11 protein-coding genes and 1 pseudogene are annotated in these 11998 nt (G+C 63.1%); 5 read left to right on the forward strand and 7 right to left on the reverse strand.

Annotated elements, in window-relative coordinates:
- From AC1D00_RS09205 to AC1D00_RS09220, 4 genes and pseudogenes are all read right to left on the reverse strand, one after another.
- A pseudogene (locus tag AC1D00_RS09205) lies at positions 1-213 on the reverse strand (bb3-type cytochrome oxidase subunit IV); the annotation flags it as partial.
- Between the two features lie 14 nt (positions 214-227).
- Complete coding sequence (locus AC1D00_RS09210) at positions 228-896, reverse strand: cytochrome c oxidase subunit 3 (RefSeq protein ID WP_477010451.1); 669 nt, start codon at positions 894-896, stop codon at positions 228-230.
- On the reverse strand, positions 893-2707 hold the full coding sequence (locus tag AC1D00_RS09215) for a cbb3-type cytochrome c oxidase subunit I (RefSeq protein ID WP_477010452.1): 1815 nt from the start codon (positions 2705-2707) through the stop codon (positions 893-895). The genes AC1D00_RS09210 and AC1D00_RS09215 overlap by 4 nt, the downstream gene beginning before the upstream one ends.
- A gap of 77 nt (positions 2708-2784) precedes the next feature.
- On the reverse strand, positions 2785-3618 hold the full coding sequence (locus AC1D00_RS09220) for a cytochrome c oxidase subunit II (protein ID WP_477010453.1): 834 nt from the start codon (positions 3616-3618) through the stop codon (positions 2785-2787).
- Between the two features lie 531 nt (positions 3619-4149).
- Here AC1D00_RS09220 and AC1D00_RS09225 point away from each other — a divergent pair.
- Positions 4150-5058, forward strand: coding sequence for a DUF2189 domain-containing protein (locus tag AC1D00_RS09225; protein WP_477010454.1), 909 nt, complete (start codon positions 4150-4152; stop codon positions 5056-5058).
- 54 nt (positions 5059-5112) lie between these two features.
- Here the strand turns inward: AC1D00_RS09225 and AC1D00_RS09230 are convergent, their stop codons facing one another.
- A complete protein-coding gene (locus AC1D00_RS09230) occupies positions 5113-6306 on the reverse strand; it encodes a DUF2865 domain-containing protein (RefSeq protein ID WP_477010455.1) in 1194 nt (397 codons plus the stop codon).
- 130 nt (positions 6307-6436) lie between these two features.
- A complete protein-coding gene (locus tag AC1D00_RS09235; protein ID WP_477010456.1) occupies positions 6437-6742 on the reverse strand; it encodes a hypothetical protein in 306 nt (101 codons plus the stop codon).
- A gap of 286 nt (positions 6743-7028) precedes the next feature.
- Between AC1D00_RS09235 and cysS the strand changes: the two genes are divergently transcribed.
- The 4 genes from cysS to AC1D00_RS09255 all read left to right on the forward strand — a co-directional run bounded on the left by cysS (position 7029) and on the right by AC1D00_RS09255 (position 11430).
- Positions 7029-8714 carry a cysteine--tRNA ligase gene (gene cysS, locus AC1D00_RS09240; protein ID WP_477010457.1) on the forward strand — a complete coding sequence of 562 codons (1686 nt, stop codon included), beginning with the start codon at positions 7029-7031 and terminating at the stop codon, positions 8712-8714.
- A gap of 115 nt (positions 8715-8829) precedes the next feature.
- Positions 8830-9321 (forward strand): GNAT family N-acetyltransferase, encoded by a 492-nt coding sequence (locus tag AC1D00_RS09245; RefSeq protein ID WP_477010458.1) that lies wholly within the window; start codon positions 8830-8832, stop codon positions 9319-9321.
- Complete coding sequence (cimA, locus tag AC1D00_RS09250) at positions 9318-10916, forward strand: citramalate synthase (RefSeq protein ID WP_404555386.1); 1599 nt, start codon at positions 9318-9320, stop codon at positions 10914-10916. Before AC1D00_RS09245 ends, cimA begins: the two co-directional genes overlap by 4 nt.
- A 136-nt stretch (positions 10917-11052) precedes the next feature.
- Positions 11053-11430 (forward strand): VOC family protein, encoded by a 378-nt coding sequence (locus tag AC1D00_RS09255; RefSeq protein WP_477010459.1) that lies wholly within the window; start codon positions 11053-11055, stop codon positions 11428-11430.
- A gap of 4 nt (positions 11431-11434) precedes the next feature.
- On the opposite strand, the gene AC1D00_RS09260 is transcribed toward AC1D00_RS09255, so the two are convergent.
- Positions 11435-11998, reverse strand: a 564-nt coding sequence (locus AC1D00_RS09260; protein WP_477010460.1) for an LOG family protein, incomplete at its 5' end; no start/stop codon positions are given.

Below are 11998 nucleotides of genomic sequence, written 5' to 3' on the forward strand. Positions count from 1 at the left end.
CGGCACGGTCGTCGACATGCGCGCCGTCATGTAGGAGAGCAGGAAGCAACTGAAGATGAAGGTGTCGCTGAGGAGGAAGATCCACATCATGGCCTTGCCCCAGGACACGTTCTTGAAGGCGCGCTGATCGGACGCCCAGTCGGCGGCGATGCCACGCCAGCCTTCAAGCCGCGCAGTCGATTGGCCCGAATTTGTCAGCACGGTCTCAGCCATCTGGTCTCGCCTCCCTAGCTCAGCAATTGGCGGCAGATGTCGACGAAATCATCGGTCCAGCCCGTGAGAAGACCGAGCAGGACAAGCCAGACCAGCAGCAGGAAGTGCCAGTAGATGGCACACAGTTCCACGCTCAATCGCATCTCGGCGATCTCGGCGCCACGCCACATCCTGGCTGAGGTTCGGCCCAGGGCCACCAGACCGCCCGTCAGATGCAGCCCGTGCACCGCGGTCAACAGGTAGAAGAAGGAATTCGCCGGATTGGACGCCACGAAATATCCGGCAGCCCCGAGCCGCTGCCAGGCCAGGAGCTGTCCGGCGAGGAAGATCACGGCAGATGCTCCGCCAACGAGCAGGCCGATCATGACGCTCTCGGTATCGTGTCGCCCGGCAGCCACGTACGCCCACTGCAGCGCGACACTGCTCAGGACCAGGACGCCCGTGTTGACCCACAGCAGCCGCGGTACCGGCAGCGGCCGCCAGTCCACCACGCTCATGCGCATCGAATAGGCGCTGATGAACAGGACGAATAATGCGCTCGCGACGGCGAGAAACACGCCAAGTCCGACCTTCGCTGCCGGCCAGGTCATGCTATCGCCGCCGGGGAAGTCACCGACCGCGCCTTCCTCCAGCCAGGGCTTGGCCGTCAGCCGCTGCTGCGACAGCCACCATCCGGCGATCATCGCAAGCACAGCCAGGAACAGGATGATGGCGCTCRCGAAGCAGCTCCCTGAACGAGCTGCGTCGCGCGTGGCGGCTGGTTCTGCGGAATGAAGTCCTCCGCGGCGCCAGGCACACTGTAGTCATAGGCCCAGCGGTACACGATCGGGAGCTCCTTGCCCCAGTTGCCGTGCCCTGGGGGCGTCTCCGGCGTCTGCCACTCCAGCGTCGTCGCCCGCCACGGATTGCCGCCTGAGGCCTCACCCTTGAACAGGCTCCAGGCCAGATTGAACAGGAACACCATCTGGCTGAAGCCGACGGTCAGGGCCACCACGGAGATGAAGGCGTTCAGTGAATGGGCCGAGGGCGGAATGAACGCCGCGTCGCCGAGTTCGAAATACCGGCGCGGAACCCCGAGCAGTCCAAGATAGTGCATGGGGAAGAAGATCAGGTAGGCGCCGAGGAAGGTGACCCAGAAGTGAAACTTGCCGAGGACGTCGTTCAGCATCCGTCCCGTGACCTTGGGGTACCAATGATAGATCGCGCCGAGCACGACCATGATCGGCGCCACGCCCATCACCATGTGGAAATGCGCGACCACGAACATGGTATCCGAAAGCGGCACGTCCACGACGACGTTGCCGAGGAAGAGGCCGGTGAGGCCGCCATTCACGAAGGTGATGATGAAGCCGAGGGCGAACAGCATCGGCACCCTGAGATGAATGTCGCCGCGCCACAGGGTCAGCACCCAGTTATAGACCTTGATCGCGGTGGGGATGGCGATGATGAGCGTCGTGGTGGCGAAGAAGTACCCGAATTGCGGGAACATGCCGCTCACATACATGTGGTGTGCCCACACGACGAAGCTGAGCGCACCAATCCCCACGATGGCCCAGACCATCATGCGGTAACCAAAGATGTTCTTGCGCGCATGCGTGCTGATCAGATCGGAGACGATGCCGAAGGCGGGCAGGGCGACGATGTAGACCTCGGGGTGGCCGAAGAACCAGAACAGGTGCTGGAACAGCAGCGGGCTGCCGCCGCCATATTTCGACAGCTGTCCCATCTCGACGAGGGAGGGCATGAAGAAGCTGGTTCCCAGCAGACGGTCGAGCAGCAGCATGACCGAGGCAACGAAGAGCGCAGGGAATGCCAGCAACGCCATGACGGTGGCCGTGAAAATGCCCCACACCGTCAGGGGCAGGCGCATCAACGTCATGCCGCGGGTGCGCGCCTGGAGCACGGTGACCACGTAGTTCAGCCCGCCCATGGTGAAGCCGATGATGAACAGGATCAGGGACGACATCATGAGAATGATGCCCCAATCCTGCCCGGGCGTTCCGGAGAGGATGGCTTGCGGCGGGTATAGCGTCCAGCCGGCGCCGGTGGGGCCGCCGGGCACGAAGAATGTCGAGGCCAGCACCAGGACTGCGAGCAGGTAGACCCAGTAGCTCAGCATGTTCACATAAGGGAAGACCATGTCCCGGGCGCCGACCATCAGCGGGATCAGGTAGTTGCCGAAGCCGCCCAGGAACARCGCSGTGAGCAGATAGATCACCATGATCATSCCGTGCATGGTGAYGAACTGGAGGTACTGGTTGGCATCGATGAAAGAGAAGGTGCCGGGGAATCCCAGTTGCAACCGCATCAGCCACGACAGCACCAGGGCCACCAGCCCGATGGCCGAGGCCGTCAGCGAATACTGAATGGCGATCACCTTGGCGTCCTGGGAGAAGACATACCGTGTCCACCAGCTCCTTGGATGATAGAGCTCGACCTCAGGTACTTCGGCAGGCGGGATGCCGGTGATCCCTTCATATGGAATATCGACCATAGAACCTCCTCGGTCGTATCCATCGGGGGCGAGGCGTTGGCCTCATGCACCCGATCCATCTTCGCAGCGGCAGCTTGCTACTTGCCACCGGATTGGTACGTCGCCTTCACGAAGGCTTTTGCCGGCGACAATTCGGCAAACGTCTTTTGTTGCTCCAGCCAAGCGTGATATTCACGCTCTTCGTCGATGATGACCTTGGCCCGCATCTGATAGTGAGCAGCGCCACAAAGCTCCGCACATAGAACATCGAACGTTCCGGTTCGGATCGGCGTTATCCAGAAATAGGTCACCATGCCCGGAACCATGTCCATCTTGGCCCGGAATTCGGGCACGTAGAAATCGTGCAGGACATCAACCGARCGGAGGAGAACCTTGACCGGCTTTCCCATTTGAAGGTGCAGGTCGCCGTTCTCGATCACGACGTCGTCCTGCGCGTGTGGGTCGTCACGATTGAGTCCCATCGGATTGTCGGGAGCGATGTTGCGGACGTCGGACGTGCCCAACTGCCCGTCCTTGCCCGGAAGGCGGAAGCTCCATTGCCATTGCTGGCCCATGACCTCGACCTCGGTGGCATCCGCAGGCACCGTCACGAACTGGTGCCAGACCACGAGGCCAGGCGCCAGCATGGCCGCGACGCCGACGCCGGTTCCGACGCTCAGCCACCATTCGAGCCTTTTGTTTTCCGGATTGTAGTCAGCCCGTCTTCCCTCTTTGTGGTGAAAGCGGAAGACGCAATAAGCCATGAAGGCGATGACCGCRACGAAAACGAAGCCCGTGATCCAGAACGTGATGCTGATGGTGTGGTCGATATAGGCCCAGTTCGTGGCGATCGGCGTCCACCACCACGGGCTGTAGAGGTGAAACAGCACCGAGCCGATCGCGACCAGAAGCAGTATCAGTGCGACAGCCATCCTGATCCATCCTTGCCATCGAAGGCTGCGGATACGAATCCAGGGCGGAGCTCGCGTCTGTCGCGGTGGCGGACTCTTCTAGGATGACATCTATGCCATCGCCGCGCCTATTGCCTCGCCCATTCAACCGGTCGCGATATTTCGATCGCGACCGCCAATTTTGCGGGCGTCTATGCTTTTAAAATGATCCCCCGCGAACCCGGCGTCAATAGCATGTCAACACGCTTAGCTGGCGCGGGCGATCCATGCTGCCGTGCACGCTGGCGAGCGTCAGTCGCATTCTCGATGTGATGCATCGCACAAAATATGCGAGGCACAATTCACCCAGTCGGGAGTGCTGGTCATTCCACGTCGCGCGCGCTAAGCTTGGGGCGCAGGTCGCGACGGGTTTCGTCCGGCTAAGCTCCTTCCTCGTTGAGCCTGGAACTGCCGTACTCGGCTCGATCGCGTCTCCCGCACACAAGGGCGGATACGCGTGGCCGGAAAGTGCGCCGTTCTCCGCCGCGGCTTTCAGCAGAGGAGGGTGTGTCCATGGCCACTCTTTATCCCGACAGGATCATAAAGCGGCACCTGTTCGGTGAGGCGGTCTCTTATCCCATTCGCAAGATCGGCTTGTCCGACTTGAGAGAGGTGCTGCGCCTGGGCTGGGAAGATTTCCAGGCGATGCCGAGTCACGCGATCGTCGTCTGCGTGATCTATCCGGTTCTCGGTCTCGTCCTGTTCAGGATGGTTCTCGGCCATTCGGTCCTGCCGCTGCTGTTTCCGCTGGCCGCAGGCTTTGCCCTGATCGGTCCCTTTGCCGCGATCGGCCTCTACGAACTCAGCCGTCGCCGTGAGCGCGGCGAGGCGGTCGATGCATGGGATGCGATCAAGGTGCTGCGCGCACCGTCCTTCGGCGCCATGCTCGAGCTCGGCGTGCTCCTGCTGGTCCTGTTCGGGGTCTGGATCGGCGTCGCGAACGCGATCTATGTCACTATCTTCGGTCACGCGGCGGCTGCAAGCATTCCCGACTTCGCAACCCGCGTGCTGACCACGCCGGAAGGATGGTCGCTCATTATCGTCGGTTGCGGTGTCGGCTTCCTGTTTGCGGTCGCGGCCCTATGCGTCAGCGTCGTATCGTTTCCGTTGATGCTCGATCGGCATGCGACGGCGATCGACGCGATCCGTACATCGCTGCAGGCGGTGGCCGCCAATCCGGTCGCGATGGCGGGGTGGGGGCTGATCGTCGCGGCGCTGCTCGTGATCGGCTCGCTGCCGTTCTTCGTCGGTCTCGCTGTCGTCCTCCCGGTGCTCGGTCATGCGACCTGGCACCTCTATCGGCGGGTGGTCGAGCCGAATCCGAATCCACCGGACGAGCCGTCGCCGCCCCCGAAGGGAAAGCGCTACGCAGCGGACTTTCCGGCCAATCTCTTCCCGTGGAGCCGCGAGGGAGAGCAGTAACAGCGAAACGGCTATGCCCGGCGACCGCCTGCGCCGGGCATGACGGGTGAGCGCCTACTTCTGCTGCTGCGGCAGGAAGGTCGGGCCGACCGAGYGGATCGGCTTGTTCTCCGAGCTCGTCGGAGCCGTGCCGGTATCCGCCGGTGGCGTCGCGGCCGGTGCGGTGGCCGTCGTCGGCGCGGGAGGCGCACCCTTCTTGCCATTGGCGGCAGGCGTGCCCTTGTTGAGCCGCTGCTGCTGCATCTTCTTGGCGCTCTCCTCGGTGACGATGATGTCGCCCTGCTGTTCGGCCGCGGCCTTGTCGTCGGCGGACTTCAACGCATCGGCCCAGGTCTGTCCCGCCGCCTTGCAGGAGCAGGACGGGTTGAACTCGCTGCGGAATTTGAATGCGGTCGGCAGCGCCGTGTAGGGCTGGCCGCTGACGGAGACCGCGGAGTTCATGTCTTCGCCGGGATTGCGGTGGGTGTAGAGCACGGCTTCCGCGGCGGGGCACAGCGCCTTGCAGGTCTTCTCGTCGTCCGGGAAGCGCGCCGGCACGGTGGCAAACGAGACCGGGAAATAGGCGCCGTCGCAGGTGCGCACGCATACGGTGCGGTAGGTGCCGGATTGCGGGCCGAGATCGGAGGGCGGCACGGCCTGCGGATTGTTGGGGTTGTTGCCGCCGAACAGGTTGCTCAGGAAGTTGCCGCCGCCCTGCGACTGCGCGGCGTTGGCATATTGCGGGCCGCAATTGTTCTGGGCGAGGGCCACCAGCACCGAGCGGCGCTGGCTGTCGCGTTCCGGGCTGAAGCCGCCGGGGCCGCCGCCACGCAGGCGTTCGAGATTGCCGGTGATCTGGTCCAGATTGGCGCGCATCTGCTGGATCTGGGTGTTGACCGGGCCGCACTGCGCCGACTGGCCGTTGAACAGCGAGAAGAAGCCGGAGGAATCGCAGCCCATGCGCTTGGCCTGCATGGTGACGCGGTCGAGCTCGGCCTGCTGCTTGGCCTGGGAATCCTGATAGCGGCGGATCTGGTCTTCGCGCGCGGGGTCACCGCCGCCGCCACGATCTAGCGCGGCGAGCTGCCCTTCCAGTCGCACGCACATCGGATTGGGGCCGAGCCCGTTCTGGCCGGTCTGAGGCGGCGGTCCGGGCGGTCCGGCCTGCGCGAAGGCGCCGTTGGCAAGCATCACGGTGCTCAGGAGCACGGTGCAGGCAAGGATCGAGCGGGCACGGGAGAGAGTCAAAAATTCAGGCATATCCGCCATTCTAGCGAGGTCACGGCCCAATGTGACATGAAGGGCCGAAGCGCGCCCTCCCATAGCCGCTTCCCGCGGCATCGTCACGTCGTTTCAGGGGCCAAAGATTGGGCCTAAGGTCCGCCAGCTCCGAGCGAATTCAGCGCTGGCAGGTGATTGCGACATATTCGTCGCAACGGCCATGGGAGCAGTTTGCGCCGGTTTTGGGGACAGAGCCGGTAATTTCGTCGGGATCGACCCGGCGATAGGCCGAAGCCTGGGCAAAATCCCGTGACTGGCAATAGGTGCGCGCGACCTGCGCGCCGCATTTGTCGCCCTTGGCTAGGCACTGGTCGATGCCGTAGCCGTCCGCCTGGTTGGCGATGATGAAGACGCGGGTCTCGGCGAATGCGCCGGATGACGCGACGATGGAGGCACAGGAAATGAGCGCGAGTACGGATCGCATGAAAATACCGGGGCTGGGGGAACCGCCAGCATCTCGAATAAACTCAAAAGGTTAATGATGATGAACCATCATGGCGGAGCGGCCGTGCTTTGCGGAGATAGAACGGCATTTTCGCGGCTCTCTTGACGCGGGGCCGCCTCATAGCCCATATGTTCCCGCATGAACGGTCTCCTCGCCATTTGCACGATTTGCGAGATTACGAGCTAGCGATTCGCTGGCTGGAGCCGTCTTTTCTCAAAAACATTGAGAGCACTGGACGCCCGGCCAACAGCCGACGGGTGTCCATATGGAATTGCGCCTCTACGATACGCTGACCAGGGAAAAGCGGCCGTTCGTGCCGCTCGATGCGAGCAACGTCCGCCTGTATGTCTGCGGACCGACGGTCTATGACTTCGCCCATATCGGCAATGCCCGGCCGGTGATCGTGTTCGACGTGCTGTTTCGGCTGCTGCGCCATCTCTATGGCGAGGCGCACGTCAAATACGTCCGCAACATCACCGACGTCGACGACAAGATCAACGACCGCGCCGCGCGCGATTTTCCGGGCCTGCCGCTGAACGAGGCGATCCGCAAGGTCACCGAGCAGACGGGCAAGCAGTTTCACGCCGACGTCGATGCGCTCGGCGCGCTCCGGCCGAGCGTCGAGCCGCGCGCGACCGAGCATATCGGCGAGATGCGCGAGATCATCGAGAGGCTCGTGAAGGGCGGCTTTGCCTATCCCGCTGAGGACCACGTGCTGTTCTCGCCGCAGGCGATGAACGCGGCCGATGACGGGCTGCCGCGCTATGGCGCGCTGTCCAATCGCTCGCTGGACGAGATGATCGCCGGTGCCCGCGTCGATGTCGCGCCCTACAAGAAGGACAACACCGACTTCGTGCTTTGGAAGCCGTCCAAGCGCGGCGAGCCGTCATGGCCGTCGCCGGCCGGTATTGGCGCACAGGGCCGCCCGGGCTGGCACATCGAGTGCTCGGCCATGGCCTGGAAGCATCTCGGCGAGCATTTTGACATCCATGGCGGCGGCATCGATCTCGTGTTTCCGCATCACGAGAACGAGGTCGCGCAGACCTGCTGCGCTTTCCACCGAGAGCGCATGGCGAACTACTGGATGCACAACGGCTTCCTGCAGGTCGAAAGCGAGAAGATGTCGAAGAGCCTCGGCAACTTCATCACTATTCACGAACTGCTCAATACCAAGCGATTTGGGGGACGCTCATGGTCGGGTGAAGAGGCGCGCTTTGCCATGCTACAGACGCCGTATCGCGAGCCGATAGATTGGACTGTGAGGAACTTGGAGCAAGCGGCTTCCCGTCTTAAGAGTTGGAAGGAGTTCGCCGCCGATCGAACTCAGAGCCGAATTAGCCAAGGCCTCTTTAACGAGGTCCTTAGCTTGCTGCTCGACGATCTAAATACACCGGCAGTGCTGAATCTAATCGATCGAGTTACGAAGAAGGACCACGCTTCGGCGAGAGATCGCTACACCGTCTATAAAGTGCTCGATCTCCTTGGTTTCAAGGGAGGACGAAGCAACGCAGCTCGACTTGCGGAGGAGTTTACCGCGGTAGCAAATAACATAGTCAAGCTTACTTCCAACGACTGGCAGAGCATCGCCGCGGGGGTTAAACTTAAGCCTCTTCTTAATAGCGGAAAACCAAAGGCCGGAACGAACTTGATCGCGTCGGTCGAAATTGTTCGTCAGTTCATTGAACAGATCCACCCCTTGATTAAGGGGGCCGTTGATCCTTCGTTGATTGAGGGCATCAAAGCCCAGAAGATTAAGAAGTTCGCGCCAAAGAAGACAGAACTCGATGTAAGGATAGCCGAGCTGATCGATTTGCGCGCGGCCGCTCGTGCGAAGAAGGATTTCGATGAATCTGATCGCATCAGGGCTGAACTGGCCGCAATGGGGGTGACCATAAAGGACGCAAAGGATGCTGATGGTAACCTAGTGACGACCTGGGAGTTTTCGCGATGATGCGGCCCGACACGCCTTTTCCGCGGCACTGGCTCTATTACATCGCGCTGAAGATCCTGCTGCTCGCCGCCGCGGTGGCATTTGCGCTCAAGCTCTATGGGATGTGGTGAAGACGATGGGACAGACTTTGCCAAAGCCGGGCTTGCGGCCCTTCCTGCCTGATGACGTGCCGGTGCTCGCCGCGATCTTCGCTGCGAGCATCGAGGAGCTGACCGGCGACGACTATACCGAGGCGCAGCAGCAGGCCTGGATGGAGGCTGCGGAAACCGAAGAGTTCGGCAAGCGGCTCGCCGCCGACCTGACGCTGATTGCGACGCTGGAGGGCTCGCCCGTCGGCTTCGCCTCGCTGCAAGGGGCCGACCACATCCGCATGCTCTATGTGCATCCGGCAGTCAGCGGGCAGGGCATTGCCACCATGCTGGTCGATGCGCTGGAGAAGCTTGCCGGCGGCCGCGGCGCGAAAAGCCTCTCGGTCGATGCCAGTGACACCGCGCAGGGCTTCTTCGCCAAGCGCGGCTATGTCGCCATGCAGCGCAACAGCATCACCGTCAATGACGAGTGGCTCGCCAACACCACCATGAAGAAGACGCTCGGAGCATCGCAATGAGCAAGGAGCGCCTCTATCTGTTCGACACCACGCTGCGCGACGGCGCGCAGACCAATGGCGTCGATTTCACGCTGACGGACAAGCAGATCATCGCGGCGATGCTGGACGAACTCGGCATCGACTATGTCGAGGGCGGCTATCCCGGCGCCAATCCGACCGATACCGAGTTCTTCGGCAGCAAGCCGAAGTTCAATCACGCGCGCTTCACCGCCTTCGGCATGACGCGCCGGGCCGGGCGCTCGGTCTCGAACGATCCGGGCGTCGCCGGGCTGCTGGAAGCCAAGGCCGACGCGATCTGCTTCGTGGCGAAGTCCTCGGCCTATCAGGTGCGCGTCGCGCTGGAGACGACCAAAGAGGAAAACCTCGCTTCGATCCGCGACAGCGTCGCGGCGGCGAAGGCCGCCGGCCGCGAGGTGATGCTCGACTGCGAGCACTTCTTCGACGGCTACAAGGAGGACGCCAGCTTCGCGCTCGCCTGCGCGAAAGCCGCCTACGAGGCCGGCGCCCGCTGGGTGGTGCTGTGCGACACCAATGGCGGCACCATGCCGAACGAGGTCGAGGCCATCGTCACCGAAGTGACCAAGCACATCCCCGGCGATCACGTCGGCATCCACGCCCATAACGACACCGAGCAGGCGGTGGCGAATTCGCTCGCCGCGGTGCGCGCCGGGGCGCGGCAGATCCAGGGCACGCTGAACGGCCTTGGCGAGCGCTGCGGCAACGCCAATCTGTGCTCGCTGATCCCGACCTTGAAGCTGAAGCAGGAGTTTGCCGACGCTTTCGAGATCGGCGTCACCGCCGAGAAGCTCGCGACCCTCGTCAAGGTGTCGCGCACGCTCGACGACATGCTCAACCGCGTGCCGAACCGGCATGCGGCCTATGTCGGCGAGAGCGCCTTCGTCACCAAGACCGGCATTCACGCCTCCGCCGTGCTCAAGGATCCGCAGACCTACGAGCACGTCCTGCCGGAACTGGTCGGCAATCACCGCAAGGTGCTGGTCTCGGACCAGGCCGGCCGCTCCAACGTCATCGCCGAGCTCGACCGCGCCGGCATCGCCTATGAAAAGAGCGATCCGAAGCTGACGCGTCTCGTCGAGGAGCTGAAGGAGCGCGAGGCGGCCGGCTACGCCTACGAATCCGCCAACGCCTCGTTCGATCTGCTGGCGCGCCGCACGCTCGGCAAGGTGCCGCAGTATTTCGAGGTCGAGCAGTTCGACGTCAATGTCGAGCAGCGCTACAACGCGCTCGGCGAGCGCGTCACGGTGGCGCTCGCGGTCGTCAAGGTCGACGTCGCCGGCGAGCATCTGATCTCGGCGGCCGAGGGCAACGGCCCCGTCAACGCACTCGACGTCGCCTTGCGAAAAGACCTCGGCAAGTACCAGAAATACATCGAGGGCCTGAAGCTGATCGACTACCGCGTGCGCATCCTCAATGGCGGCACCGGCGCGGTCACGCGCGTGCTGATCGAGAGCGAGGACGAGAACGGCGACAGCTGGACCACGGTCGGCGTGTCCCCGAACATCATCGACGCCTCGTTCCAGGCGCTGATGGATTCGGTGATCTACAAGCTCGTGAAATCGGGCGCGCCGGCGTAAGATCCGCTACGGCTGTCATACCCCGCGAAAGCGGGGTATCCAGTACGCCGCAGCTTCTCGGTAGTTCTCGGGCGTCTCGGAATACTGGATCGCCCGTTCAAGCCGGGCGATGACAATTGGGGAGGGGAGCGCACCAATGATCGACCACATCTCCGTCGGCGTCAGCGATCTCGATCGCTCCGCAACATTCTACGAGGCGACGCTCGCCGCCCTCGGCCTCACGCGTCTCGTCACGCGGCCGCGGACGGTCGGCTTCGGCAAGGCCTATCCTGAATTCTGGATCAACTTGCGCGAGGGCATGCCGCGCGTAGCCCCGGAGAGCGGCGTGCACATCTGCCTGCGGGCGAAGACGACGGTCGAGGTCGATGCGTTTCACGCCGCAGCGCTCTCCGCCGGCGGCGCATCCGACGGCGCGCCGGGCATCCGCCCGCACGATCGCGTGCGCTACTACGCGGCCTTCGTCGTCGATCCCGACGGCAACCGGATCGAAGCGGTGACGTTTCCTGCGGAGTAGGGCGTCAGAGCTTGCGCGCCACTTCCGGAGCGAGCTCTTTTTCCGCCTCGGCGAGCTTTGCCACGGCGGCCTTCAGCTTCGGCAGGATGTCCTCGACCCGATCGGCCTTGAGGATGTCGACCGAGAGGCCGGCACGGATGAACTCGGTCTGGCGCATGTGCGACAGCAGCGAGAACAGCGGCTCCCAGAAATTGTCGATATTGGCGAGCAGCACCGGCTTGGCGTGACGGCCGAGCTGCTTCCAGGTCAACTGCTCGACCAGCTCCTCCAGCGTGCCGACGCCGCCCGGCAGCGCCACGAAGGCGTCGGAGCGTTCGAACATCAGTCGCTTGCGCTCGTGCATGTCGGGGGTGACGATCATCTCCTGCACGCGCGTCAGCGCATTCTCGCGCATCCGCAGGAATTCGGGGATGATGCCGGTGACGGTGCCGCCGTTATCGAGGACGGAGGTTGCGACCGAGCCCATCAGGCCGAGCGAGCCGCCGCCATAGACCAGGCGGATGTTGTTCTCGGCGAGCGCCTTGCCGAACGCCTTGGCGCCTTCGGTGAAGCGGGGATTGGTTCCGGG

The organism is Bradyrhizobium sp. P2_E8 (genome assembly GCF_056403875.1).